Source organism: Streptomyces sp. NPDC102402, from assembly GCF_044765765.1.
Lineage (GTDB): Bacteria > Actinomycetota > Actinomycetes > Streptomycetales > Streptomycetaceae > Streptomyces.
The window spans coordinates 852,633-877,679 of sequence record NZ_JBIWKR010000001.1; the positions used below are offsets into that span (position 1 = coordinate 852,633).

Consider the following 25,047-nt stretch of genomic DNA (forward strand, 5'->3'; position numbering starts at 1 on the left):
TTAATCAGTCTGTGCTGACACTATCCACTTATTCCGCCACGCTGTAGCCGGGCAGGCGGTGATCTGTGTCGCTCAGGTGAGCCTTCCCCGGAAGGCGTAGCCGGCGGAGCGCCGCATACAGAGGGATGCGTACGGATTCCGCCAGGATCGCCAGGTCGAGCCCCGTCCCATGATGCTCTGCGTAGTGCGCGTCGAGGAGGGCGGGTTCGTCCCAGGGCATCCCTGACCGCGCGCGGACCTGGGCCAGGCCGGTCAGGCCGGGGCGCAGCGCCTGCCGCCGGTGGCCGGCCGCCGGCCCGAGCAGGGCCGCCTCGTCGGGGGTGAGGGGCGGGGGGCCCACCAGGGAGAGGTCTCCCCGTACGACGTGGGGCAGCCGGGACAGCAGGTCGAGCCGGAACCGCCGGGTGCGCAGCGAGCGCAGTTCGAACGGGCGGCCGCCGAGCCCGATCCGGGTCTCGCGCCGCAGTGTGCCTCCCCGGGGGCGGGGCAGGCGGAGGGTGAGGGCCAGTGCCGCGAGGGCCAGTGCGGGGGCCGTCAGAAGCAGGAGTGCCGAGCCGAGCACCAGGTCCAGGGTCCGCTTCGCGGTCACGGCAGCCAGTGCCCGGGCGACGTGCTCGGAAGCCGCCGCCGCCCTGGCCGCCATCTGCGCGGCGGGGCGCCGTGCCCTTCGCGCCGCAGTCTGCCTCGCGTACCGCATTGCACCTGCCCGGGTTCGATGAGTGACGTTATGACCGTCTACGCGCCTTTTATGACAGAACGATCCCACGGTGCGATGGTGGGTGGGGTGTGTGTGACCTGGAGCGCATGCCGGGTGTCGCGGACGGGGGCTGCTCCGGGAGCGCCCCGATGGGGATCTCTCGGCCTTCGTCTGCGATGAAATCGCAGGTCAAACCTGTTGCGAGCACATAAGTTGAGCGTAAGTGGCTCAGGTCCTTTGACTCCGGGGTTGGTGTCATGCATCCTTGAGTCAGATCCACTCAAGTAGTCAGTTGGAGGAATTGAAATGGCACGTGCGGTCGGCATCGACCTGGGCACGACTAACTCCGTCGTCAGCGTTCTCGAAGGCGGCGAGCCCACCGTCATCACCAACGCCGAAGGCGCCAGGACCACGCCGTCCGTCGTCGCCTTCGCGAAGAACGGTGAGGTTCTTGTCGGCGAGGTCGCCAAGCGCCAGGCGGTCACCAACGTCGACAGGACGATCCGTTCGGTCAAGCGCCACATGGGCACGGACTGGAAGATCGAGCTCGACGGCAAGAACTTCAACCCGCAGCAGATGAGTGCCTTCATCCTGCAGAAGCTGAAGCGCGACGCCGAGTCCTACCTGGGCGAGAAGGTCACCGACGCGGTGATCACCGTCCCGGCGTACTTCAACGACTCGGAGCGCCAGGCGACGAAGGAGGCCGGCGAGATCGCGGGCCTGAACGTCCTGCGTATCGTCAACGAGCCGACCGCCGCCGCGCTGGCGTACGGCCTCGACAAGGACGACCAGACGATCCTCGTCTTCGACCTCGGTGGCGGCACCTTCGACGTGTCCCTCCTGGAGATCGGCGACGGCGTCGTCGAGGTGAAGGCCACCAACGGTGACAACCACCTCGGTGGTGACGACTGGGACCAGCGGGTCGTCGACTACCTGGTGAAGCAGTTCGCCAACGGGCACGGCGTGGACCTGTCCAAGGACAAGATGGCTCTCCAGCGTCTCCGCGAGGCCGCGGAGAAGGCCAAGATCGAGCTCTCGTCCTCGACCGAGACCACGATCAACCTGCCCTACATCACGGCGTCCGCCGAGGGCCCGCTGCACCTGGACGAGAAGCTCACGCGCTCGCAGTTCCAGCAGCTGACCGCGGACCTCCTGGACCGCTGCAAGAACCCGTTCCACAACGTCATCAAGGACGCGGGCATCCAGCTCTCGGAGATCGACCACGTCGTTCTCGTCGGTGGCTCGACCCGTATGCCGGCCGTCGCCGAGCTCGTCAAGGAGCTCACCGGTGGTCAGGACGCCAACAAGGGTGTGAACCCGGACGAGGTCGTCGCGATCGGCGCCTCGCTCCAGGCCGGTGTCCTCAAGGGCGAGGTCAAGGACGTCCTGCTCCTCGACGTGACCCCGCTGTCCCTCGGCATCGAGACCAAGGGAGGGATCATGACCAAGCTCATCGAGCGCAACACCACGATCCCGACCAAGCGGTCCGAGATCTTCACCACGGCCGAGGACAACCAGCCGTCCGTGCAGATCCAGGTCTACCAGGGCGAGCGCGAGATCGCGGCGTACAACAAGAAGCTCGGGATGTTCGAGCTGACCGGTCTGCCGCCGGCCCCGCGCGGCGTGCCGCAGATCGAGGTCGCCTTCGACATCGACGCCAACGGCATCATGCACGTCGCTGCCAAGGACCTCGGCACCGGCAAGGAGCAGAAGATGACCGTCACCGGTGGCTCCTCGCTGCCGAAGGACGAGGTCAACCGGATGCGCGAAGAGGCCGAGCAGTACGCCGACGAGGACCACCGTCGTCGCGAGGCCGCCGAGTCCCGCAACCAGGGTGAGCAGCTCGTCTACCAGACGGAGAAGTTCCTCACGGACAACGCGGACAAGGTCCCCGGCGACGTGAAGACGGAGGTGGAGACCGCGCTCACCGAGCTCAAGGAGAAGCTCAAGGGCGAGGACACCGCCGAGATCCGCACCGCCACGGAGAGGGTCGCGGCCGTCTCCCAGAAGCTGGGCCAGGCGATGTACGCCAACGCCTCCGAGGGTGCGGCCCCGGGTGCCGAGGCGCCGGGCGACGGTCAGGCCAAGGCCGACGACGACGTCGTCGACGCCGAGATCGTGGACGACGAGAAGGACCAGAAGGGCGGTGCGGCGTGACCGAGGAGACTCCGGGCTTCGACGAGAAGCCTGACGTCCCCTCCGGCGCCAATTCCGACGACGTCGAGCCGAAGGCCGCCACCCCCTCCGAGGAGGAGGCGGCGGCCCCGGCCGGGGACGTACAGCAGACAGCGGCCCTGACGGCCCAGCTGGACCAGGTCCGTACCGCGCTCAACGAGCGGACGGCCGACCTCCAGCGGCTCCAGGCCGAGTACCAGAACTACCGTCGCCGCGTCGAGCGCGACCGGGTGCAGGTCAAGGAGGTGGCCGTGGCCGGCCTCCTCACCGAGCTGCTGCCCGTGCTCGACGACGTCGGCCGGGCCCGTGAGCACGGTGAGCTCGTGGGCGGCTTCAAGTCGGTGGCCGAATCCCTGGAGACGGTCGTCGCGAAGCTGGGACTCCACCAGTTCGGCAAGGAGGGCGAGCCCTTCGACCCGACGATCCACGAGGCCCTGATGCACTCGTACGCGCCGGACGTCACCGAGACGACCTGCGTGGCGATCCTGCAGCCCGGGTACCGCATCGGGGAGCGCACCATCCGCCCCGCGCGGGTGGCCGTGGCAGAACCGCAGCCGGGTGCCACGCCCGCTGCGGCGAAGGAAGAGAAGGCAGACGACGAGGAGAGCGGTGGCACCGAAGAGGTCTGACATTCCGTCCGACCACTGCGGTGAACACCGACGGGGCGTGCGGCCGGCCACAGGGCCGGCCGCACGGCCGATCGTCCGGAAGGAGGGACGTCGATGAGCACGAAGGACTTCGTCGAGAAGGACTACTACAAGGTTCTCGGCGTCCCCAAGGACGCCACCGACGCCGAGGTCAAGAAGGCGTACCGGAAGCTCGCCCGCGAGTACCACCCGGACGCCAACAAGGGTGACGCCAAGGCCGAGGACCGCTTCAAGGAGATCTCCGAGGCGAACGACGTCCTCGGTGACCCCAAGAAGCGCAAGGAGTACGACGAGGCGCGCGCCCTCTTCGGCAACGGAGGCTTCCGGGCAGGTCCCGGCGGCGCGGGCGGCAACTTCAACTTCGACCTGGGCGACCTCTTCGGGGGTGCCCCGGGCGGCGGCCAGACCGCCGGCGCCGGCGGGTTCGGCGGTGGCGGCATCGGTGACGTCTTCGGTGGGCTGTTCAACCGGGGCGGTGGTGGCACCCGTGTCCAGCCGCGCCGCGGCCAGGACATCGAGTCCGAGGTGACGCTCAGCTTCACCGAGGCGGTCGACGGGGCCACGGTCCCGCTGCGGATGTCCAGCCAGGCTCCCTGCAAGGCGTGTTCGGGCACCGGCGACAAGAACGGCACCCCGAGGGTCTGCCCGACCTGCGTGGGCACCGGGCAGGTGTCGCGCGGCACCGGCGGCGGATTCTCGCTGACCGACCCCTGTGTGGACTGCAAGGGCCGGGGCCTCATCGCCCAGGACCCCTGCGACGTCTGCAAGGGAAGCGGCCGGGCGAAGTCGGCCCGCACGATGCAGGTCAGGATCCCCGCGGGGGTGTCGGACGGCCAGCGGATCCGGCTGCGCGGCAAGGGCAGTCCGGGCGAGCGCGGCGGTCCGGCCGGCGACCTGTACGTCGTCGTCCACGTCGACGCCCACCCGGTCTTCGGCCGCAAGGGCGACAACCTCACCGTCACCGTGCCCGTCACCTTCCCGGAGGCGGCGCTCGGCGGCGAGGTGAAGGTCCCGACGCTCGGAGGACCTCCGGTCACCCTGAAGCTCCCTGCCGGTACGCCCAACGGACGTACGATGCGGGCCCGGGGCAAGGGTGCCGTGCGCAAGGACGGCACCCGGGGCGACCTCCTCGTCACCGTCGAGGTGTCCGTACCCACGGACCTCGGCGCGGACGCTCAGGACGCGCTGGAGGCCTACCGGAAGGCGACCGCGGGGGAGGACCCGCGGGCGGAGCTGTTCCAGGCTGCGAAGGGAGCTTGAGATGGACGGCCGTCGACGCAATCCGTACCAGCTGACCGACGAATCACCGGTCTACGTGATCTCGATCGCGGCCCAGCTCTCGGGCCTGCACCCGCAGACACTGCGCCAGTACGACCGGCTCGGCCTGGTCTCGCCCGACCGCACGGCCGGGCGCGGCCGGCGCTACTCGGCCCGTGACATCGAGTTGCTGCGCACCGTGCAGCAGTTGTCGCAGGACGAGGGCATCAACCTCGCCGGCATCAAGCGCATCATCGAGCTGGAGAACCAGGTCGCGGCGCTCCAGCAGCGCGTCGCCGAGCTCTCGGCGGCGGTGGACGGCGCGGCCGTGGCGATGCAGCAGCGCGAGGCGCAGGTGCACGCCTCCTACCGGCGTGATCTGGTGCCGTACCAGGACGTGCAGCAGACGAGCGCGCTGGTGGTCTGGCGGCCGAAGAGGACGAAGGACTGATCCCGCGGTGGAGGGCCCGCCCCGAGTCTCACGGCTCGGAGGCGGGCCCTTTTCGTGCGCCACGGGCGACGTCGGTCTCGTCGACCATGCCGGACCGCACGATGAGAGCCCCGAGATGGGTGCGGCTGTCGGCGCCGAGGGCCTGCATCAGCTTGGCGATGTGAGCGCGGCAGGTCCGGACGCTGATGCCCAGCTTGCGTGCCACCGCGTCGTCGACATGGCCCTGGCTGAGGAGCCGGGCGATGCTCTGCTGGACGGCCGTCACCTGGACCCCCGGTGCGGCCGTGGGAAGCTGCCGGGTGAGCGGGGTCGCCTGCGTCCAGAGGACCTCGTAGACCTGTACGAGGTAGCGGACGAGAGCGGGGTGCCGGATCTCCAGCGCCGCGCTGCGGTCGGCGGTGGCCGGGATGAAGGCCACCCTGCGGTCGAAGATGAGCAGCCGTTCGACGGTCAGTTCCGTGGTCCGGACGTCGAGGGACTCCGCGGGCACCTGCTCCAGGTACTCCCTGACCTGGGTGCTGTAGCGCGCCGGATGCTGGTAGATGTGACGGAGACCGGCGCCCCGGGCGATCGCGGTCGTGGCGTTGTCCAGGGCCGTCCGCAGGGTGGTGCGGGGCCGGGTGCTCCCCGGCTGTGCCGTGAGGACCTCGTCCGTGGCCTGGGCGGTGGCCTCGTGGATGGCCGCCCTTATCGCCTCGGGACCTTCCAGCATGGTGATGGCCAGATGGGGGTCGCCGTTGGCTATGGCGGCCAGGGGGGCCAGGGACCGGGTCAGGTCGAGGGTCCGCTCCACCCGCTCGTCTATCTCGCGTGTGAGCGGCTGCAGCAGGCGGGCCAGGGCCGCCGAGGGCGGGACGGGGCAGAACCACTCGTCGTCCCAGGGATCTGCCTGCACCAGCGCCCCGTCGGCCAGACACGGAGCCGCGTCGAGGTCCGAGCGGGCGATACGGCCCTGGCGCAGGGCCCGTTCGTACAACTCGAGTCCGGGGGCACAGAGTTCTCTCGGGCCGTGGGTGTGCGGCGGTTGCACCGGTTCTGTTCCCATCTGGGAGCCCCCCGCTTTGTGCGCTGCAACAAGTTGCCGGTGGCGTAAGCCTAGTGTCCGGGTGGAGTGTGGACGTGTCGCGGTCGTGGGCGCCCGCCCGGTGCCCGGCATGCCGCTCGTCACGGGGCGGCGGCGCCCCGCCCCGGCGAGGCTCCGGTCCGTCAGTCCTTCTGGTCCAGGATTCCCGACTGCGAGATGAGGTAACCGAGCTGAGCCCGACTGCCGCTGCCGAGTGCCGCGTTGAGCTTGGCTATGTGCGCCCGGCAGGTGCGGACGTTCATGCCGAGCCGGCGGGCTATCGAATCGTCGACGTGCCCCTCGACCAGCAGTTGGGCGATGGAGCGCTGTACGCCGCTGATCCCGGCGGGGGTGGGTGTGTACGAGACGTCCTCCAGCAGCGGGGTCGCACGTTGCCAGAGTTGCTCGAAGACGTTGATCAGGTAGGAGACGAGACCCGGGTGCCGGAGTTCCAGAGCGACCGTCAGGTCGTCCTGGGCGGGGATGAAGGCGACGGCGCGGTCGAAGATGAGCATGCGCTGCACCAGCTCCTCCAGCGTACGGATCTCGACGCCCTCGGCGAGCCGCTCCGCGTACGCGAACGTCCCGTGGTGGTGCCTGACCGTGTGCTGGTAGAGGGTGCGGATGCTGACCCCGCGGTCGACCACGGCCGTGCCGCGCTCCAGCCCCTTGCTGAGGATGTCCTCGCTGCGCACCCCTCCGGGCTGCACGGTGAGCACCTCGCTGCGGCATTCGGCCGTGGCCACGTCGATGGCCGCGTTGATGCGGGTGCCGCCTTCGAGCACGGTGATTGCGTGCGTCGTGGGTGGATCCTGCGCGCTGATGTCCATGAAAGGTTCGAAGGACTCGGTGAGCGCCAGGGAGTGGCGTCTGCGCTCCTGTATCTCCCGCTCGATGGGGTGCAGACGCTGGGCCAGGGCCGCCGAAGGCGGGACGGGGCGCAGCCAGTCGGCGTCGTCGGGGTCGGGGTGGAGCAGGGCGAAGTCCATCAGGCACGGAGCGGGCTCCACCTCCGAGCGCGGTATGCGGCCGGAGCGCAGCGCGCTCGCGTAGAGGCGCTGTCCCGCATCGCATAGTTGGGTGATCCCGTGCCGATGCGCCCCATTTGAGTCGCATGTATCCATATCTCCACCCCCCATGTTCCTGAACGTGCAAGAACATGATGCATCGATCCAGTGGTGCTTGCGTGTCCGCGTGAGACATCGTCTTGAGAGCGGGGGAGATGAATCCATCAAGTGAGGACGAAGCCGAAATGTCTAAGCGAATGCTTCGCTCGGTGCTTGCCACAGCTTTCGTGGGGGCCCTGGCCTACGGTGCGTTGGGTGTCCAGGACATCACCTGGGGGGCTGCACAGGCAGAGCAGGCGACGGCAGTGCCCGGTGACATCACGTGGGGTGCGGGACCGGGCGACATCACGTGGGGTGCGGCTCCGACCGACATCACGTGGGGTGCGGGACCGGGCGACATCACGTGGGGTGCGGCTCCGACCGACATCACCTGGGGTGCGGCTCCGACCGACATCACGTGGGGTGCGGCTCCGACCGACATCACGTGGGGTGCGACCTCGGGCGACATCACCTGGGGTCTGGCTCCGACCGGCACCGTGGCATGACCACCCCACCGGACGACCGAACCTTCCGGCGGGAGATGGCCACGGCGTACCGCTCAGGGTGGCATTTCATCGATCTGCTCACGGCACTTACCCGCCAGGGCGATTCGTTGATGGTCACCCTGTTCGGAGAGCCGATCGTCGTCGTGATGGAAACGGATGACGACATCCGCGCCTATCGCTGTCTGCGCCGGCCGCGCGGAGCCCCGCAGCCGGTTCGATGTGCCGTGAGATACGGCATGATTTTCGTTAATCTCGACCAGCGTGACCATGAGCTGTTCGAACAAGAAGCCATTTCCGCCACCCCCCGCAGTGCCTGAACGATTCCCCCGTTGTTCCATATCGTTCCGGCACTTCCCCCACACAGCGGCGCCACCGTGACCTGAACACGGTGGCGCCGTTGTGCTGTCCGGAGCGATTGAATTCCGGATCCGCGTGAATTCCTCAGGCGTTTCCGAGAGCCCTGTCGACGGCGATCTCGATGACGATCCGCTCCGGATTGTGCCGCGGGGTGCGCTCGTACCGCTCCGCATAGCGGCGTACCGCTGCCTCGACCTCCTCGGGCTCCGCCCGCACCACGGCCCGGCCTTCCAGGGTTGCCCAGCGGCGCCCCTCCATCTGGCACACCGCGACCCGTGCGCCCTCCGGGCCGGCCGCCATGACGTGGACGGCCTTCCTCGTGTTCCGGCCCGTGATGACGCGGGCGAGCCGTGTCCGGGGGTCGTACGTCACTCCGACGGGCACCACGTGCGGTGTGCCGTCCGGACGGAGCGTGGTCAGGGTGCACACGTGGCGCTCCCGCCAGAAGGCGAGGTAACCGGGGCCTGGGTTGCGTACGTCGGGCATGGGGTCAGCCTAGACAGGGAGGGGATCAGGGTGCCCCCGGAGCCGTCTCCCGGCCCTGAGGGGATCCCCGGCCTTGAGTGGGCCGGGCTCCGAGAGGATCCCTGGCCCTGAAACGGGCCCGGCCCTGAGGTGGATCCCCGCCTTGAGTGGAATAGACTCAACTTTGTACCCGTTGTTCGAGTCATAGTTCCGTGAAGCACCGAGCACGAGGAGGAGACAGCGCCCGTGGACGCCGAGCTGACCAACAGGAGCCGGGACGCCCTCAATGCGGCGACCAGCAGGGCCGTCAAGGACGGCCACCCCGATCTGACCCCCGGGCATCTGCTGCTCGCACTGCTCTCGGGCGAGGACAACGCGAACATCACCGATCTGCTCGCCGCCGTGGACGCCGACCAGGTGGCAGTCCGCGCCGGGACGGAGAAGCTGCTCGGGTCGCTGCCCAGCGTCACCGGGTCGACCGTGGCTCCGCCGCAGCCGAACCGCGAGCTGCTCGCCGTGATCTCCGACGCCGCGCAGCGGGCGAAGGAACTCGGCGACGACTACCTCTCCACCGAACACCTGCTGATCGGCATCGCGGCGAAGGGCGGCCGCGCCGGTGAGATCCTCGACGGACAGGGAGCCGGCGCGAAGAAGCTGCTGGACGCATTCGAGAAGAGCAGGGGAGGGCGCCGGGTGACCACTCCCGACCCCGAGGGGCAGTACAAGGCGCTGGAGAAGTTCGGCACCGACTTCACGGCGGCCGCCCGCGAGGGCAAGCTCGACCCGGTCATCGGCCGCGACCAGGAGATCCGCCGCGTCGTGCAGGTGCTGTCGCGCCGTACGAAGAACAACCCCGTGCTCATCGGCGAGCCCGGCGTCGGCAAGACGGCCGTCGTCGAGGGGCTCGCGCAGCGCATCGTCAAGGGCGACGTCCCGGAGTCCCTGCGGAACAAGCGGCTCGTCTCGCTCGACCTCAGCGCCATGGTCGCCGGAGCGAAGTACCGCGGTGAGTTCGAGGAGCGTCTGAAGACCGTCCTCTCCGAGATCAAGGAGAGCGACGGGCAGATCATCACGTTCATCGACGAGCTGCACACCGTCGTCGGCGCGGGCGCGGGCGGCGACTCCGCGATGGACGCGGGCAACATGCTCAAGCCGATGCTCGCCCGCGGCGAGCTCCGCATGGTCGGTGCCACCACGCTGGACGAGTACCGCGAGCGCATCGAGAAGGACCCCGCCCTGGAGCGGCGCTTCCAGCAGGTCCTGGTCGCCGAGCCGTCCGTCGAGGACACCATCGCGATCCTGCGTGGCCTCAAGGGCCGCTACGAGGCCCACCACAAGGTCCAGATCGCCGACTCCTCGCTGGTGGCCGCGGCGACGCTCTCCGACCGCTACATCACCTCCCGCTTCCTTCCCGACAAGGCCATCGACCTCGTCGACGAGGCGGCGTCGCGGCTCCGTATGGAGATCGACTCCTCGCCCCTGGAGATCGACGAGCTCCAGCGGTCGGTGGACCGGTTGCACATGGAGGAGCTGGCGCTCAAGAACGAGACCGACCAGGGATCCAAGCAGCGCCTGGAGAAGATCCGCCGCGACCTCGCCGACAAGGAGGAGGAGCTGCGCGGTCTCACGGCGCGCTGGGAGAAGGAGAAGCAGGGCCTGAACCGCGTCGGTGAACTCAAGGAGCGCCTCGACGAGCTGCGCGGCCAGGCCGAGCGGGCCCAGCGCGACGGCGACTTCGACACCGCCTCCAAGCTGCTGTACGGGGAGATCCCCGGCCTGGAGCGCGAGCTCGCGGAGGCGGACGAGGCCGAGCAGGAGGCCGCCGTCGACACGATGGTCAAGGAGGAGGTCGGCCCTGACGACATCGCCGACGTCGTCGGCGCCTGGACCGGCATCCCGGCCGGACGGCTCCTGGAGGGCGAGACCCAGAAGCTGCTCCGCATGGAGTCCGAGCTCGGCAGGCGGCTGATCGGCCAGACCGAGGCCGTGCGGGCCGTGTCGGACGCCGTACGCCGCACGCGGGCCGGTATCGCCGACCCCGACCGGCCCACCGGCTCGTTCCTCTTCCTCGGCCCGACCGGAGTCGGCAAGACGGAGCTGGCGAAGGCGCTCGCGGACTTCCTGTTCGACGACGAGCGGGCCATGATCCGCATCGACATGAGCGAGTACAGCGAGAAGCACAGTGTCGCCCGGCTCGTCGGTGCCCCGCCCGGCTACGTCGGCTACGAGGAGGGCGGACAGCTCACCGAGGCCGTCCGCCGCCGCCCGTACAGCGTCGTGCTGCTGGACGAGGTCGAGAAGGCCCATCCCGAGGTCTTCGACATCCTGCTCCAGGTGCTCGACGACGGCCGCCTCACGGACGGACAGGGCAGGACGGTGGACTTCCGCAACACCATCCTGATCCTGACGTCGAACCTGGGGAGCCAGTACCTGGTCGACCCGGCGACGGACCCCGAGACCAAGAAGGCGCGGGTCCTGGAGACCGTACGTGCCTCGTTCAAGCCGGAGTTCCTCAACCGGCTCGACGATCTGGTCGTCTTCTCCGCCCTGTCCGGCGACGAGCTCGGCCACATCGCGGGACTCCAGGTGGCCCGGCTCGCCGGACGGCTGGCCGACCGCCGGATCCACCTCGACGTCACTCCGGAGGCCCTGGCCTGGCTGGCCGAGGAGGGCAACGACCCGGCTTACGGCGCCCGGCCGCTGCGCAGGCTCATCCAGACGGCGATCGGGGACCGGCTCGCCAAGGAGATCCTCGCGGGCGAGGTCAGGGACGGCGACACGGTCCGCGTGGACCGATCCGGCGACGGCCTGACCGTGGGGGCCGCGACGGCGGCGAAGACCCTGTAGCAGCCCGTCCCCGTGTCCCCGGCCGAGGCCTTGCCGCCCGGCCGGGGACACGTGTGTGCGGTGCCGCGCGCATCGAGCGGAGCACCGGGACGCATCGCGATGAGTGTATGCGCCATGCACCGCGTGTGTGAGGTGCCCGCCAGATTGAGCCGAAAATTTCCATTCCGTGGCTGATTGGCAGATGCGGTACAGCCCGGACCGGCCTTTTTTGTATCGGGGCGATACATATCTGCACCCTCGGGACGAGCCGGATCGACGTATGAGCGAGTGATCGTGTTCCGCGCAATAACGGGACACTTTGGGCCCTTATTCATTGGCCGCGAGGGCGGTGAAGCCGAATTCCCCAGCCGGTAAGGTACGCGCATGACAGAGCGGATACCCGGCGAGGCGAGTGCGGAGCCGAAGGATTGCACGAGTGACACCCTTATTCGGCGGAGCGAATTCCGTACGCTCTGGGCGGCCTACGCGCAGTCCGTCCTGGGTGACCAGCTGGCGCGGGTCGCGCTGTCGATCCTTGTCTTCGAACGTACCGAGTCGGCCGGCTGGACGGCGGCGACCTACGCCCTGACGAGCCTGCCCGCCCTGCTGTCCGGGGTGCTGCTCACCGGACTCGCCGACCGGTTCCCACGCCGCACGGTCATGATCGGATGCGACCTGGTGCGCGCGGTCCTCGTCGGACTGATGGCCCTGCCCGGCACACCCCTGCCGCTGCTGGCCGGACTGCTGGTGCTCGCCCAGCTCGCGGAGGCGCCGTTCGGGGTGTCGCAGGGCGCTCTGATGCCGGCGGTCCTCGGCGACCGCCTGTACGAGCGGGGGCAGCGGGTCATGATGATCACGCACCAGGCGGGACAGCTGGTCGGCTTCGGCGCCGGCGGGGTGCTCGTCGTATGGCTGGGGAGCCACGTCTCGCTCGGGCTGAACGCGGCGACTTTCCTGGTCTCCGCCGTCCTGATCAGGCTGGGCGTGAAGGCGCGGCCGGTGGACCAGAGCGCCGACGCCCGGCCGAAGCGGGTGCACACCCAGGTCGGGAAGGCTGCGGCGCTGATCTGGTCGGACCCGCGGCTGCGGTCGCTGGTCGCCCTCGGCTGGCTGGCGGGGTTCATCGTGCTTCCGGAGGGCCTGGCCGCCCCCTTCGCGGAGGAGGCAGGCGGGGGCGCCGCAGCCGTGGGTCTCCTGCTCGCCGCGCATCCGGCGGGAATGGTCCTGGGCGCGTTGCTCCTGGGGCGGGCCGGCTTCGACGCCGAGCGGCGCCGCCGGCTGCTCGGGCCGCTGGCGGTGGGGGCGAACCTTCCGCTGCTGGTCTACTGGGCCGGACCCGGCGTGGGGGTGGCCGTGCTGGTGCTGATGGTGTCGGGAGTCTGTTCCGCCTACCAGATCACCGCGGGGGCGACGTTCGTCCTGCTCACCCCTGCCGATCAGCGTGGTCAGGCACTGGGTCTGGCCAGGTCGGGACTGACCGCCATGCAGGGGATCGGTGTCGCGGCGGGCGGTCTGGCGGCCGAGCTCTCCGGGTCCTCGGCCCAGGCGATCGGGGGAGCGGGACTCGTCGGCACGCTCTGCGCCGTCCTGGTCGCGGTTTCCTGGTCGAGGGCCAGGGGAACGAGCGGGGGAACGATTCCCCTGAGCGCGTAGGACTACCGGCCGCGATCGCGGCTAGGGTCGAAGCCAGGAAACCACGTGCGATCCACAGGAGTACCCAGCGATGTCTATCGACCCGTCCTCGATCCCCAACTTCGGGGGCCAGCCCGAACCGCAGGCGTCAGGACCCGAGGGCCCCGTGGTCCCCGACCAGGACCTCGTCAAGCAGCTTCTCGAGCAGATGGAGCTGAAGTTCGTCGTCGACGACGAGGGCGACCTCGCCGCGCCGTGGGAAGACTTCCGGACGTACTTCATGTTCCGCGGCGAGGAGGAGCAGCAGGTCTTCTCGGTCCGGACCTTCTACGACCGTGCCCACGCCCTGGACCAGCGCGCCGTCCTGCTCGACGCGATCGACGACTGGAACCGTCGCACTCTGTGGCCCAAGGTCTACACGCACGCCCACGAGGGCGAGGAGGGCGCCGCGGCCTCCGTGCGGCTGGTCGGTGAGGCGCAGATGCTCATCGGCACCGGCGTGAGCCTGGAGCACTTCGTCTCGTCGACGGTCAGCTGGGTGCGGGCCTCGATCGAGTTCGACAAGTGGCTCGTGGAGCGCCTCGGCCTGGCGCCCGAGGAGAAGACGGCCGAGGGCGACGCGGGCACGGAGCAGGCCCCGGAGGCCTGATCCGGCGAAGGACCCGACGAAGGGCCCGGTCCGGGGCCCGGCCGATGCGGCCGGCGCCCCGACCGGGCCCTTCGCCGTGGCCCTCCCGCCCGTCCGTCGGTCCGGGGGACGTGCCCGCCCGCCCGTGCGTCGGTCCGGGGGACGTGCCCGCCCGCCCGCGGGACCGGTCCGGCTCCGCGCGACGGGCGGCGGGTTCACAGGCGGCCGAGCCGCTCCACCGCGTCACGCAGGACGCCTTCCCGCTTGCAGAACGCGAAGCGGACCTGGCTGCGGCCGGCCACCGGGTCGTCGTAGAAGACCGAGTTGGGTACGGCGACGACGCCGCACCGTTCGGGGAGCGCGCGGCAGAAGGCGAGGGCGTCCTTCTCGCCGAGTGCGGCGACGTCCGTGGTGACGAAGTACGTCCCCTGAGGGCTGTACACCTCGAAGCCCGCGGCCGCGAGTCCACGGGTGAGCAGGTCGCGCTTGGCGCGCAGGTCCTCGCGGAACCCGGCGAAGTAGGCGTCCGGAAGGGACAGGGCTTCGGCCACCGCGTACTGGAACGGGCCCGCCGAGACGAAGGTCAGATACTGCTTGGCGCTCCGGACGGCCGTCACCAGGGGGGCCGCGGCCGTGACCCAGCCGACCTTCCAGCCCGTGAAGGAGAAGGTCTTGCCGGCCGAGGAGATCGAGACCGTGCGCTCGCGCATGCCGGGCAGGGAGGCGAGCGGGATGTGCTCGCCGTCGAAGACGAGGTGCTCGTACACCTCGTCGGTCACCACGATCAGGTCGCGCTCGACCGCCAGCTCGGCGATCGCGGTGAGTTCCTCGCGGGTGAGGACCATGCCGGTCGGGTTGTGCGGTGAGTTGAGGAGCAGCAGGCGGGTGCGGTCGGTGACCGCGTCCCGCAGGGCCGTGAGGTCGGGGCGGAACTCGGGGGCGCGCAGGAGCAGCGGGACGCGCGTGCCGCCGGCCATCGAGATGGCCGCGGCGTACGAGTCGTAGTAGGGCTCGAAGGCGATGACCTCGTCGCCGGGTTCCAGGAGGGCGAGCATCGTGGCCGCGATGGCCTCCGTGGCACCGGCGGTGACGAGGACCTCGGTGTCCGGGTCGAAGGCCAGGCCGTGGAAGCGCTGCTGGTGGCCGGCGACGGCCGTACGCAGCTCGGGCACTCCGGGCCCCGGCGGGTACTGGTTGCCGCGGCCGTCACGGAGCGCACGCACCGCCGCCTCGCGCACGGACTCGGGCCCGTCCGTGTCGGGGAAACCCTGGCCGAGATTGATCGATCCGGTCCGCGCGGCCAGTGCCGACATCTCCGCGAAGATCGTCGTGCCGAACTCGGCGAGGCGGCGGTTGAGCAGCGGTCGTCCCTGTGTCATGGGAGCCATCCTGGGCCGAAGCTCTGGAGTTGCTCAAGTCTGCTTTGGCTCCGGCGTGGTGTGGGAATCCACCGGTCAGTCGAGAAGCGGACCTCGCTTCGGGGGACAGAAGGATGTGAGGTCGATGGAGTTGTTCGTCTTCATCGTGTTCCTGGTGATCGTGGTGGTGGGGATCGTCGCCCTCGCCTCGGGATCGGGTGGCCGGAAGAAGCCGGTGGCGGGGCGCGCCGGGCGTAGGGGGCGCAGTGGATCCGACAGCGGCGGCGGGGGTGCCGCCGACACGGGCAGCTGGTGGGGCGGCGGGGACAGCGGCGGTGGCCACTCCTGCGGGGGCGGCGGCGGCTGCGGTGGCGGCGGTGGTGGCGACTGAGACGGGTCGGCCCGCCCCGCACGGGGGGCGGGGCGGCCGGGCCTGAGATGTCCGGCGGGAGGTGAACTCCCGCCGGACATCTTTTCGTTGGAGCGCCGGGAACAGGTGAACCGTGCTGCCCCCTGAGGGATGGAAACCACGGCAAGTTGGGTAAAAGCGCTGTGAGCCCGACGTACTTCGTGATTGCATCGATGTAGAGAACATTCAGCCCCCGGGCCCCAGTTGGGCCGGATCGGGCTCCCCCTCCCCCACGGTGCGCCGCACGGGGGTACCTCCTGTCCATGTGTCCCTGTGCGCTTTGCGGAGCCGATCCATGCTCACGACCCTCCAGACCGCCTATTCCGATACCCGAGCCGCTGATCTGGCATGGACGCTCGGGCGGGAGCCGCTGCCCGCCCTGGCCGTGCTGGACCTCGAACTGGCAGGCGCCAAGGTGCAGTTGAGGCTGCTCGGCGCCTCTCACCAGGTGCTGCTGGAGGAGGACCGCCGCACGTGCTCCGAGACCGTCGCCTGTCTGCCGGGCAGCAGCACGCCGCTGCCGCTGGGGGTCGCCGAGAGCGTGGGCGACTGGGACTACGAGTTCGCGGCGCGCGTCGAGACGCTCTCCGAGGGTTCGTTCGCGGGGCGCGCGCAGGAACTGCTCGCGCTGGTGGCCGACCATCCGCACGGGCTGGCGGGGACGTTTCCCGGGAGTCCCTACGCCTTCACGGCGATGCTCGCGCAGCGGACGGAGGGTCAGGTGCGCTGGCGGACCTGGCACGCCTATCCGCAGGAGGGTCAGCTGGTGGTGACCCGGACGCGGGTGGGCGCGCGGGTGCCGGCGCCGGTCGCGTGACGGGCGTGCGCCCGTCGCGGCGGGGAGGTGCGCGCCCGGCGGGGCGCTCGTCCGGCGCGCGTCACTTACACCCGTGTGGGTGACAAGACGCGACCTTCCGGTCACGTAGCGTTCATTTCATGATCGACCAGCAGATGCCGCTGCGAAGGGGCGCGGCTCAGCTTCCCGTACGGCCGAGGACGGGCCGTTTCCTCGTGCTGGCCGCGGTGTTCATCTGCGCCGCGTGCGGTCTGGTGTACGAGCTGGAGCTGGTCGCGCTGGCCTCGTATCTGATCGGTGATTCGGTCACCCAGGCCTCCGTGGTGCTGTCCGTGATGGTGTTCGCCATGGGTATCGGGTCGCTGTTCGCGAAACGTTTACGCAACCGGCCGGCTGTGGGCTTCGGGCTGATCGAGGCCTCCCTGGCACTGGTCGGGGGCACCTCGGCGCTCGTCCTGTACGCCTCCTTCGCCTGGCTGGGCGAGTCGCGCTACGCGCTGGTCGGCTTCTCGCTCGCGATCGGGATCCTGATCGGCGCGGAGATCCCGCTGCTGATGACCCTGATCCAGAGGGTCGACCGGCAGGACGCGGGCGGGACGGTGGCGGACCTCTTCGCCGCCGACTACGTGGGCGCGCTGGTCGGCGGGCTCGCCTTTCCGTTCCTGCTGCTGCCGATGATGGGCCAGCTGACCGGGGCGCTGTTCACCGGCACGGTCAACGCGGTGGCGGGCGGGGCGCTGGTGCTGTGGGTGTTCCGGCGCGATCTGGGCCCCCGGTCACGGGGGCTTCTGATCCTCGTCAACGGTGTCGTGATCCTCCTGCTGGCCACGGCCTCGGTCCTGGTGGACGACTTCGAGAGGGCGGCGCGTCGCGCGGTGTACGGGGACGAGGTGCGGGTCGCGGTGCAGACCGAGGTGCAGGAGATCGTCCTCACGGGCCCGGGGCACGGTTCGCTGGACCTCTATCTGGACGGCCGGCTGAGGGTCAGCTCCCGCGACGAGCACCGGTACCACGAGGCACTCGTGCACCCGGCGATGACGGGGCCCCACCGACGGGTGCTGATCCTGGGCGGGGGCGACGGGCTCGCCGCCCGTGAGGTGCTGCGCTATCCGGACGTCGAGTCCGTCGTGCTGGTCGAGCTCGACCCGGCCGTCACCCGGTTGGCCCGCACGGACCCGGCTCTCTCCGCGCTGAACGGGCGCGCGTACGCGGATCCCCGGCTGACAGCGGTCTCCGGGGACGCCTTCACCTGGCTGCGGGACACCCGCGACCACTACGACGTGGTGATCTCGGACCTTCCCGATCCGGGGATCACAGCCAGCACGAAGCTCTACGCGGCGGAGTTCTACGGACTGGTCGCCGGGGCACTGGAGCCGGGCGGCCGCCTCGTGGTGCACGCCGGGCCGCCGAGCAGCAGACCCGCGACGTTCTGGACGGTGGAGGCGTCGGTGCGGGCCGGTGGCCTGGCAGCGCGGCCGTACCGCGTCGACGGGCGCCTGACCGGGTTCGCCGCGGGCCCGGACCGGGCCACGGGCGGGACGGAGGCACCCCGGGACTGGGGATTCGTGCTGGCCGCCCGGCACGCGGTGGGCCTGCCCCGCATCGGCCCGGGGGCGCCCGCGCTGCGGGCCCTGGGGGAGCGGGAGGTGCCGGCGGGCACGCGTTCGGCGGAGCGGGTCCGGCGGCACGGGGTTCCGCCGTCGACGCTGGTCCACCCTCGGTACCGGGAGGAGCCGTGAGCATGGCGGGGCGGTGCCGTCCACGGGGTGTGTGGGGTGTGGAAGCGCTGACGGGACGGGCGGGGCTGAGTAGGCTCGGTCGGTATGGAGCATGAGGTGTTCGTTCCGGTTCCGGTCCCGACCTTGCGGCGGACGCTGGCTGATCCCGCTCGTGTCGCGCGCTGCGTGCCAGGACTTCAGCAGGATGCCGACGCGTCGGCGGGCCCGCTGGCCGGACGGCTGAGATTCCGGGCCGGCGGCCACACGATCACGTACCGCGGGGCGCTGGCACTGCTGCCCTCCGCCGAGGGCGACTCCTTCTCCGTGGCGGGGGAGGGCGTCGAGGCGCGGGGCACGGGTTCGGCGAAGGTGGCCCTGACCATCGCCCTCCGGGAGGCGGACGGGGGTACGACGATCGGGTTCACCGGATCGGTGAGCGGCGACGGCCGCATCGTGGAACTGGACGAGCCGGCGGCGCTCGCCGCGGCGCAGCGGCTGCTGGACCGCTTCACCCAGCAGCTGGTGACGGAGTCCCTGGCGGCGCGGGACGACGCGCCGGGAGCCGACGGGCCGGCGTCCGACGTGCCCGACGGGTCGGGAGCCGATGTGTCCGGCGGGTCGGGAGCCGGTGTGCCCGCCGCGGACGCGTCGCCTGCTCCGGATACGGATGCTCCCCCGGCCGACCAGCCCCCCGCCGATCAGCCCCCCGCCGATCAGCCCCCCGCGGCGGAGTCCCCCGCCGAGCCGTCCGCAGGGGGCACGGGCACCTCCTCGGAGAGTGAGGAGTCGGTGTTCGACGCGCCCGTCCCGCCGTCGCCGCTCGACCCGTCCGCGGAGCTGGAATTCACCGTGCCGGACGTACCGCCCGCCGAGGCGGCCCACGCGCGCCGCACCATGATCGGCCGCAGCACGGAGGAGGTCGACCACGCCCCGCCGCGCGGCCGCTACGCCCCCGTGCCGTCGCCCGAGGCCGGTGGGGCCGGCATCGCGCTGCGCTGGGCCGCTCCGGCGGCCGCCCTGGCGATCGCCTCGGCCGTGGTGGTGAGCAGGGCCCTGCGGCGCCGAAGGCCCTGAGCCGGGCGCCCCGCGCCAGTAGTGTCGGGGGGTGAGCAGAGTTGCGAAGAACGTCCGGCTGACCGCCGGCGACGTCGAATTGACCGTTGACCCCGAGAACGGCTGCCGGATCGGCAGCCTGGTGATCGGAGGCACCGAACTGCTGCGCCAGGGCGAGCGGTACGGCTGCTTCCCGATGGTGCCGTGGTGCGGCCGCACCGAGAACGGCCTGTTCCGCAATGGCGGCGAGCCGCATCAGATGCCGCTGAACTCCCCGCCGCACGCCATCCACGGCACCGGCCGCGACACCTCCTGGCAGCTCGCCCGCCAGGGTGACGCGGAAGCGGCCTTCTTCTACGACCTGGCCGCCCCCTGGCCGTACGAGGGCCGGGTGACGCAGTCCTTCGAGCTGACCGAGGAGTCGCTGACGCTGAGCCTCGGCATCGAGACGTACGGGGACTCCTTCCCGGCGCAGGCCGGGTGGCATCCCTGGTTCCTCCGGAACCTCGGCGGCCAGGACGTGCGGATCGACTTCGACCCGGCCTGGCAGGAGGAGCGGGGCGGCAACCACCTGCCGACCGGACGCCGGATCGACCCCCTCCCCGGCCCGTGGGACGACTGCTTCGGGATGCCCGAGGGCGTCGATGTGAAGCTGACCTGGCCCGAGCAGCTGGAGCTGACGGTCAGGAGCCGGGACGAGTGGGTGGTGGTCTACGACGAGCAGGACGAGGCGGTCTGCGTGGAGCCGCAGTCCGGTCCGCCCAACGGGCTGAACACGGCGCCCCGGCTGGTGACCCCGATCGAGCCCCTGGAGATCACGACGACCTGGAGCTGGGCACGTCTGTGACCCTCCGCGGCAGCGCTTACCCTCGTTGACATGACTGACGTACGCGCTGAGCTGCTCCAGCAGATCAAGGACAAGGCCGTGGTACACGGCAAGGTGACCCTCTCCTCGGGTCTGGAAGCCGACTGGTACATCGACCTGCGCCGGATCACGCTGGACGGCAAGGCCGCGCCGCTGGTCGGCCAGGTCATGCTCGATGCCACCGCCGAGCTGGACTACGACTGCGTCGGCGGTCTGACGCTGGGCGCCGACCCGGTCGCCACCTCGATGCTGCACGCCTCGGCGGCGCGTGGGACGAGCCTGGACGCGTTCGTGGTCCGCAAGGCGCAGAAGGCCCACGGGATGCAGCGCCGCATCGAGGGCACGGACGTCAAGGGCCGTCGCTGCCTCGTCGTCGAGGACACCTCGACGACGGGCGGCTCGCCGCTGACCGCGGTCGAGGCGGTGCGCGAGGCCGGCGGAGAGGTCGTGGCCGTCGCCGTGATCGTGGAGCGCGGTGCCGCTCCGGCGATCGCCGAGGCCGGTCTCCCGTATGTCCACGTCTACTCCGTGGGCGACCTCGACCTGGCCTGACCTGGGACTTCATGGGGAGGCTCCCTGTTTCACGTGAAACAGGGAGCCCTATCCCGACGGGCAGCGTGGAGCCGGGCCGAGAGTCTGGGAAGATGAGGGCGACGATGACGTCGCCCCCAGGTCAGGGACCAAGCACTGCACACCCGCACATCCCAAGGAGCGGACAGATGCCCATCGCAACCCCCGAGGTCTACGCCGAGATGCTCGACCGGGCGAAGGCAGGCAAGTTCGCCTACCCGGCCATCAATGTGACGTCGACCCAGACCCTGCACGCTGCACTGCGCGGCTTCGCGGAGGCGGAGAGCGACGGCATCGTCCAGATCTCCACCGGTGGTGCCGAATTCCTGGGCGGCCAGTACAACAAGGACATGGTGACGGGCGCCGTAGCCCTCGCCGAGTTCGCGCACATCGTCGCCGCCAAGTACGACATCACGGTCGCGCTGCACACGGACCACTGCCCCAAGGACAAGCTGGACAGCTACGTCCGTCCGCTGCTCGACGTATCCGCGGAGCGCGTCGCCAAGGGTCTGAACCCGCTGTTCCAGTCGCACATGTGGGACGGCTCGGCCGAGACCCTCGCCGACAACCTGTCCATCGGCCAGGAGCTGCTGGCCAAGGCCGCCGCCGCCAAGATCATCCTTGAGGTCGAGATCACCCCGACCGGTGGCGAGGAGGACGGCGTCACGCACGAGATCAACGACGAGCTGTACACGACCGTCGACGACGCGCTGCGTACGGCCGAGGCGCTCGGTCTGGGCGAGAAGGGCCGCTACCTGCTGGCCGCGTCCTTCGGCAACGTCCACGGTGTCTACAAGCCGGGCAACGTCGTCCTGCGTCCCGAGCTCCTCAAGGACCTCCAGCAGGGCGTCTCCGCGAAGTACGGCAAGCCGGCCGGAAGCCAGCCGTTCGACTTCGTCTTCCACGGTGGTTCGGGCTCCACGGCGGAGGAGATCGCCACCGCGCTGGAGAACGGCGTCGTGAAGATGAACCTCGACACCGACACCCAGTACGCCTTCACCCGCCCGGTCGCGGACCACATGTTCCGCAACTACGACGGTGTCCTGAAGGTCGACGGCGAGGTCGGCAACAAGAAGACCTACGACCCGCGCACCTGGGGCAAGGCCGCCGAGGCGGGCATGGCCGTGCGCGTCACGGAGGCCTGCGGCAACCTGCGTTCCGCCGGTACCAAGCTGAAGTAAGTACGTCACGGACGCAGGCGCGGGCCCGGTCTCCCTTCGGGGGGCCGGGCCCGCTCCATGTCCGAGGAGTGAGGATCCGCTGTGAGCACGCCCGCGCGCTACGACTTCGACACCGTCATCGACCGCCGGGGCACCTGGTGCGTCCAGTGGGACGGCGTGGCCGACCGCTTCGGGGTGGACGGGTTGCTGCCCTTCACCATCTCCGACATGGACTTCGAGACGGCCCCCGAGGTGCTGGCCGCGCTCCGCTCCCGTCTGGACCACGGGGTCCTCGGCTACACCACCTGGCAGCAGGACGACTTCCTGTCGGCGGTCGCGCACTGGTACGAGACCCGGTACGCCACCCGTATCGACACCGGCCGGCTGGTCTACGGCCCGTCCGTGCTCAGCCAGTTCTCGCAGCTGCTCCAGATGTGGACCGCCGAGGGCGAGGGCGTGGTCGTCCACACCCCGACGTACGACGGCTTCCGCAAGGCCGTCCTCGGGCTCGGACGGGAGCTGCGGGGTGTACCGGTGGGGGACACCGCCGCCCTCGAGGAGGCGTTGGCACGGCCCGACGCGAAGGTCCTGGTGCTCTGCTCGCCGCACAACCCCACCGGCCGGGTCTGGACGGAGGCCGAGCTGCGCGGGGCGGCGGAACTCGCCCGTCGGCACGGGGTGGCGGTGATCAGCGACGAGATCCACGCGGACCTCGTGCACGACGGTCACCCGCACGTCCCGTACACCCGGGTGGCCGGGGACGAGCGCTGGGCCGTCATCACCTCCGCGTCGAAGTCCTTCAACTTCCCGGCACTGACCGGCTCCTACGGGCTCATCGGGAACCCCGAGGACCGGGCGGAGTACCTGCGCCGCATGGAGACGGCGGAGGGGCTCGCCTCGCCCGCGGTGCTGTCGCTGACCGCTCACATCGCGGCCTACCGCGAGGGCGGGGCGTGGCTGGACGAGCTCCGCGCGTACACCGCGGGGAATCTGGCGCTGGTCGGTGAGCGGCTGGACACGGCGTTCCCCGAGCTGGCCTGGGAGCCGCCGCAGGCCGGTTACCTGGCCTGGATCGACCTGCGCCCCCTGGGGGTGGACGACGAGGCGCTCCAGCGGGTGCTGATCGAGCGGGAGAAGGTCGCGATCATGCCGGGGTCGGTCTACGGGGCACCCGGCTTCCTGCGGCTGAACGTGGGGTGCCCGCGGGGGAAGGCCGAGGCGGGGGTGTCGGCGCTGGTGCGGGCGCTGCGGACCCTGGCCTGATCACGGCGGGAACAGCGGGCCGGAATGGCCACCCGGCCGGTCAGCGGTGATGCTGCTCCTATGACTCACGCGGACGGTGCGGACGCAGACGGGATCCGGGTCGCCTCGCCCGTGGGGCGCTGGGTCGTCCTGACCACCGTGCTCGGTTCGAGCATGGCGCTGCTCGACTCCACGGTCATCAACGTGGCCCTCCCGCGCATCGGACAGGACTTCGGCACCGATCTGGCCGCTCTGCAGTGGACCGTCAACGCCTACATGCTCACCCTGGCCGGCCTGATCCTGCTCGGCGGTGCGCTCGGGGACCGGTTCGGGCGGCGGCGGGTGTTCGTCGTCGGGGTGGTCTGGTTCGCCGTGGCCTCGCTGCTGTGCGGGATCGCGCCGAACGCGGAGGTGCTGATCGCCGCGCGGGCGCTGCAGGGGGCCGGGGGCGCGCTGCTCACCCCCGGTTCGCTGGCGATCATCCAGGCGAGTTTCCACCCCGACGACCGGGCCCGGGCGGTGGGTCTCTGGTCCGGGCTCGGCGGGGTCGGGGCCGCGGTCGGGCCGTTCCTCGGGGGGTGGCTGGTGGACGGGCCGGGCTGGCGGTGGGTCTTCCTGCTCAACCTGCCGCTCGCAGCCGTCTGCGTGCCCGTGGCCCTGCGCCACGTACCGGAGTCGCGGGACCCGGACGCCCACGGCCGGTTCGACGTCCTGGGCGCCGTGCTCGCCGCGCTGGCGCTCGCCCTCGTCACCTACGCGCTGATCGAGGTGCCGGAGCAGGGCGCGTCCGTCCTGGTGATCGGCGCGGCCCTCGGCGGTGTGGTCCTCGGGTCGGCGTTCGTGCGGGTGGAGCGGAGCCGGGCCGCCCCCATGGTGCCGCCGTCGATCTTCGCTTCGCGGCAGTTCACGGCCGTCAACATCGTGACGTTCTGCGTGTACGCGGCCCTCGGCGGGTTCTTCTTCCTGTCCGCGATCCAGCTCCAGGTGGTCGCCGGCTACTCGGCGCTCGGAGCGGGAACCGCGCTCCTGCCCACGACGGTGCTCATGCTGCTCTTCTCCGCGTCCGCCGGCGACCTCGGGCGGCGCATCGGGCCCCGCATCCCGCTGACCGCCGGCCCGCTGCTGGCGGCGGCCGGGATGCTCCTGATGCTGCGGGTCGGCCCCGGCGCCTCCTACCTGACGGACGTCCTGCCCGCCGTGCTGGTGCTCGGCCTCGGCATGGTCACCCTGGTGGCCCCCCTCACCGCGACCGTCCTGGCCGCGGTGGACACCGGCCGGGCCGGGCTCGCCAGCGGCATCAACAACGCGGCGGCGCGGGCAGCCGGGCTGCTCGCGGTGGCGGCGCTCCCGCTGCTGGCGGGGATGGGCCCGGAGGCGTACCGCGACGCGGGCGAGTTCGCCTCGACCTTCCGGCGGGCCATGCCGATGTGCGCGGGGCTGCTCGTGGCGGGTTCGGTGATCGCCTTCTGGGCCGTGCGCAAGCCCGCGGAAGCCGGTCGCGGACCGCGCCCGGAGTGTGCGACGCACTGCGGTGTCACGGCCCCGCCCTTGGAGCCGGAGCCGGAATCCAGGCACACTTGAGCCATGTCCATCCACGAGAACCTGCTCGGGGGCCCCGCCCCGACCCACCTGCCCGACGACCCGGAGCCGCGCGAGCTGCTCGCAGCCGGCACGGCGCCCGCCGATGTCGCGGCGAAGTACCCCACGTCCTCGCTGGCCTGGGCGCAGCTCGCCGACGAGGCGTACGAGGGCGGCCGCGTGATCGAGTCGTACGCCTACGCGCGCACCGGTTACCACCGCGGCCTCGACGCCCTGCGCCGCGCGGGCTGGAAGGGCCACGGCCCCGTGCCGTTCGAGCACGAGCCGAACCGCGGCTTCCTGAGGGCCCTGCACGCCCTGGCGCGTGCCGCACAGTCGATCGGTGAGCAGGAGGAGTACGAGCGCTGCTCGTCGTTCCTGCGTGACTCCTCGCAGACGGCCGCCGACACCCTGGGCTGAGACGGCCCCCGGCTTCCGGGCCCCGCGGGCCTCAGCCCGCGGGGCCCGACGCGTCCGGAGGAAGGCCG

At 70.8% G+C, this 25,047-nt stretch carries 24 protein-coding genes; 19 read left to right on the top strand and 5 right to left on the bottom strand.

All coding sequences use genetic code 11. The annotated features are described in order from the left end of the window. Positions 1-28: 28 nt before the first annotated feature. Positions 29-697, bottom strand: coding sequence for a sugar transferase (locus tag ACIRJR_RS03650; protein ID WP_403773180.1), 669 nt, complete (start codon positions 695-697; stop codon positions 29-31). 306 nt (positions 698-1,003) lie between these two features. Here ACIRJR_RS03650 and dnaK point away from each other — a divergent pair, with 306 nt between their 5' ends. The 4 genes from dnaK to ACIRJR_RS03670 all read left to right on the top strand — a co-directional run bounded on the left by dnaK (position 1,004) and on the right by ACIRJR_RS03670 (position 5,227). Continuing rightward, a complete protein-coding gene (dnaK, locus tag ACIRJR_RS03655) occupies positions 1,004-2,854 on the top strand; it encodes a molecular chaperone DnaK (protein WP_403773183.1) in 1,851 nt (616 codons plus the stop codon). Beyond that, entirely contained in the window at positions 2,851-3,501 is a 651-nt protein-coding gene (gene grpE / locus ACIRJR_RS03660) for a nucleotide exchange factor GrpE (protein ID WP_403773186.1), read from the top strand. The genes dnaK and grpE overlap by 4 nt, the downstream gene beginning before the upstream one ends. Before the next feature lie 93 nt (positions 3,502-3,594). Further along, positions 3,595-4,779: a molecular chaperone DnaJ gene (gene dnaJ / locus ACIRJR_RS03665; RefSeq protein WP_403773189.1), complete on the top strand. Its 1,185-nt coding sequence runs from the start codon at positions 3,595-3,597 to the stop codon at positions 4,777-4,779. Position 4,780: 1 nt separating this feature from the next. Continuing rightward, positions 4,781-5,227, top strand: a complete 447-nt coding sequence (locus ACIRJR_RS03670) for a heat shock protein transcriptional repressor HspR (protein ID WP_403773192.1) — start codon at positions 4,781-4,783, stop codon at positions 5,225-5,227. A gap of 28 nt (positions 5,228-5,255) precedes the next feature. On the opposite strand, the gene ACIRJR_RS03675 is transcribed toward ACIRJR_RS03670, so the two are convergent. Beyond that, complete coding sequence (locus ACIRJR_RS03675; RefSeq protein WP_403773195.1) at positions 5,256-6,272, bottom strand: LuxR C-terminal-related transcriptional regulator; 1,017 nt, start codon at positions 6,270-6,272, stop codon at positions 5,256-5,258. 161 nt (positions 6,273-6,433) lie between these two features. Beyond that, positions 6,434-7,279, bottom strand: coding sequence for a helix-turn-helix transcriptional regulator (locus ACIRJR_RS03680; RefSeq protein WP_403773800.1), 846 nt, complete (start codon positions 7,277-7,279; stop codon positions 6,434-6,436). Positions 7,280-7,566: 287 nt separating this feature from the next. Between ACIRJR_RS03680 and ACIRJR_RS03685 the strand changes: the two genes are divergently transcribed. Continuing rightward, the gene (locus ACIRJR_RS03685) at positions 7,567-7,902 is read left to right on the top strand and encodes a 5'-nucleotidase (RefSeq protein WP_403773197.1); all 336 of its coding nucleotides are present in this window, start codon (positions 7,567-7,569) and stop codon (positions 7,900-7,902) included. Next, the gene (locus ACIRJR_RS03690; protein WP_033296620.1) at positions 7,899-8,219 is read left to right on the top strand and encodes a (2Fe-2S)-binding protein; all 321 of its coding nucleotides are present in this window, start codon (positions 7,899-7,901) and stop codon (positions 8,217-8,219) included. Before ACIRJR_RS03685 ends, ACIRJR_RS03690 begins: the two co-directional genes overlap by 4 nt. A gap of 124 nt (positions 8,220-8,343) precedes the next feature. On the opposite strand, the gene ACIRJR_RS03695 is transcribed toward ACIRJR_RS03690, so the two are convergent. Next, complete coding sequence (locus ACIRJR_RS03695) at positions 8,344-8,745, bottom strand: pyridoxamine 5'-phosphate oxidase family protein (RefSeq protein WP_403773200.1); 402 nt, start codon at positions 8,743-8,745, stop codon at positions 8,344-8,346. A 225-nt stretch (positions 8,746-8,970) separates the two neighbouring features. Here ACIRJR_RS03695 and clpB point away from each other — a divergent pair, with 225 nt between their 5' ends. The 3 genes from clpB to ACIRJR_RS03710 all read left to right on the top strand — a co-directional run bounded on the left by clpB (position 8,971) and on the right by ACIRJR_RS03710 (position 13,831). Continuing rightward, entirely contained in the window at positions 8,971-11,571 is a 2,601-nt protein-coding gene (clpB, locus tag ACIRJR_RS03700; RefSeq protein ID WP_403773203.1) for an ATP-dependent chaperone ClpB, read from the top strand. Between the two features lie 363 nt (positions 11,572-11,934). Beyond that, the gene (locus ACIRJR_RS03705) at positions 11,935-13,203 is read left to right on the top strand and encodes an MFS transporter (RefSeq protein WP_403773206.1); all 1,269 of its coding nucleotides are present in this window, start codon (positions 11,935-11,937) and stop codon (positions 13,201-13,203) included. 70 nt (positions 13,204-13,273) lie between these two features. Next, the gene (locus tag ACIRJR_RS03710; protein WP_403773209.1) at positions 13,274-13,831 is read left to right on the top strand and encodes a YbjN domain-containing protein; all 558 of its coding nucleotides are present in this window, start codon (positions 13,274-13,276) and stop codon (positions 13,829-13,831) included. 194 nt (positions 13,832-14,025) lie between these two features. On the opposite strand, the gene ACIRJR_RS03715 is transcribed toward ACIRJR_RS03710, so the two are convergent. Beyond that, positions 14,026-15,198 (bottom strand): pyridoxal phosphate-dependent aminotransferase, encoded by a 1,173-nt coding sequence (locus tag ACIRJR_RS03715; protein WP_403773212.1) that lies wholly within the window; start codon positions 15,196-15,198, stop codon positions 14,026-14,028. Between the two features lie 115 nt (positions 15,199-15,313). On the opposite strand from ACIRJR_RS03715, the gene ACIRJR_RS03720 reads away from it, so the two are divergent. The 10 genes from ACIRJR_RS03720 (at position 15,314) to ACIRJR_RS03765 (ending at position 24,979) form a co-directional block, all read left to right on the top strand. Further along, on the top strand, positions 15,314-15,559 hold the full coding sequence (locus ACIRJR_RS03720; RefSeq protein WP_403773214.1) for a hypothetical protein: 246 nt from the start codon (positions 15,314-15,316) through the stop codon (positions 15,557-15,559). Between the two features lie 313 nt (positions 15,560-15,872). Continuing rightward, on the top strand, positions 15,873-16,394 hold the full coding sequence (locus tag ACIRJR_RS03725; RefSeq protein ID WP_403773216.1) for a DUF2617 family protein: 522 nt from the start codon (positions 15,873-15,875) through the stop codon (positions 16,392-16,394). Between the two features lie 119 nt (positions 16,395-16,513). Continuing rightward, entirely contained in the window at positions 16,514-18,112 is a 1,599-nt protein-coding gene (locus ACIRJR_RS03730) for a polyamine aminopropyltransferase (RefSeq protein ID WP_403773218.1), read from the top strand. Between the two features lie 84 nt (positions 18,113-18,196). Further along, positions 18,197-19,165, top strand: a complete 969-nt coding sequence (locus ACIRJR_RS03735; protein ID WP_403773221.1) for an SRPBCC domain-containing protein — start codon at positions 18,197-18,199, stop codon at positions 19,163-19,165. Between the two features lie 31 nt (positions 19,166-19,196). Then, positions 19,197-19,991 carry an aldose 1-epimerase gene (locus ACIRJR_RS03740; protein WP_403773224.1) on the top strand — a complete coding sequence of 265 codons (795 nt, stop codon included), beginning with the start codon at positions 19,197-19,199 and terminating at the stop codon, positions 19,989-19,991. A 30-nt stretch (positions 19,992-20,021) separates the two neighbouring features. Beyond that, positions 20,022-20,561 carry an orotate phosphoribosyltransferase gene (pyrE, locus tag ACIRJR_RS03745; RefSeq protein ID WP_103515818.1) on the top strand — a complete coding sequence of 180 codons (540 nt, stop codon included), beginning with the start codon at positions 20,022-20,024 and terminating at the stop codon, positions 20,559-20,561. Between the two features lie 167 nt (positions 20,562-20,728). Continuing rightward, positions 20,729-21,760 (top strand): class II fructose-bisphosphate aldolase, encoded by a 1,032-nt coding sequence (fbaA, locus tag ACIRJR_RS03750; protein WP_103515819.1) that lies wholly within the window; start codon positions 20,729-20,731, stop codon positions 21,758-21,760. Between the two features lie 81 nt (positions 21,761-21,841). Beyond that, positions 21,842-23,002: a MalY/PatB family protein gene (locus tag ACIRJR_RS03755; protein ID WP_403773228.1), complete on the top strand. Its 1,161-nt coding sequence runs from the start codon at positions 21,842-21,844 to the stop codon at positions 23,000-23,002. A 60-nt stretch (positions 23,003-23,062) separates the two neighbouring features. Next, positions 23,063-24,562 carry an MFS transporter gene (locus tag ACIRJR_RS03760; protein ID WP_403773231.1) on the top strand — a complete coding sequence of 500 codons (1,500 nt, stop codon included), beginning with the start codon at positions 23,063-23,065 and terminating at the stop codon, positions 24,560-24,562. Between the two features lie 3 nt (positions 24,563-24,565). Further along, the gene (locus ACIRJR_RS03765) at positions 24,566-24,979 is read left to right on the top strand and encodes a DUF3151 domain-containing protein (RefSeq protein WP_103515822.1); all 414 of its coding nucleotides are present in this window, start codon (positions 24,566-24,568) and stop codon (positions 24,977-24,979) included. The last annotated feature ends 68 nt before the right edge of the window (positions 24,980-25,047 follow it).